Here is an 856-nt window from a genome sequence, read left to right on the forward strand (position 1 = left end):
CCCCCGGCCCCGCCGAGGCGGTCCGCGTCCAGTTCGTCACCGGCGCGGGCGGCGCCGGACGCACCACCGTGGCCGCCGCCACGGCGCTCGCCGCCGGCCGCCGGGGCGTGCGCACCGCGCTGGTCACCCAGGCCGCCGACGTACCGCATCCGGCGGACGGCGGAACCGGCGAGGTCACCGTCGTCCCCGTCGACCGCACCGCCGACTTCCGGCAGCGCCTCGCCGCGCTCCAGGACGGCGCGCTCGGGCTGCTCGACCAGTTCGGCGCGCAGCCGCTGGAGTCCGACGAGATCACCGAACTGCCCGGCGCCGAACCCCTCGCGCTGCTGCGCGCCCTGCGGCAGGCCGCCGACGGACGCCACGACCTGGTGGTCGTCGACCTGCCGCCGGCCGCCGAAGCCGTCCGGCTGCTCGCCCTGCCCGACCAGCTCGACCGCTACCTGCGCCGGCTGCTGCCGCCCGAACGGCAGGCCGCCCGCGCGCTGCGGCCGGTGCTGGCCCAACTGGTGGGGGTGCCGATGCCGGCCCGCCGCCTCTACGAGACGGCCGAGCGCTGGCGCGCGGAACTGGCGCGGGTGCGGGAGCTGGTCGAGGGCCCGGGCAGCTCGGCCGTGCTGGTCGTCGACCCCGCGCCCGCCGGCGTGGACCTGGTCACCGAGGCCCAGGCCGGGCTCGCCCTCTTCGGAGTGCCGGTGGAGGCGGTGTTCGCCGCCAGAATGCTGCCGACCGGCTCCCCGGACCCGTGGCTGGCGGGGCTCGCCGCCGAGCAGCACAAGGCGTGCGCGGAACTCGGCGACCGCCTCGGCACCCTCCCGCTGATCGAACTGCCGCACCTCGGCCGGGCCCCCGCCGACAC

1 protein-coding gene is annotated in these 856 nt (G+C 78.7%); it reads left to right on the plus strand.

Annotation, left to right across the window (positions count from 1 at the left end; translation table 11 throughout):
* Window positions 1-856 (plus strand): ArsA family ATPase (locus GL263_RS27340; protein ID WP_182858408.1); only part of this gene is annotated, 856 nt, incomplete at both ends.

Source organism: Streptomyces durbertensis (genome assembly GCF_014156695.1).
Lineage (GTDB): Bacteria > Actinomycetota > Actinomycetes > Streptomycetales > Streptomycetaceae > Streptomyces > Streptomyces durbertensis.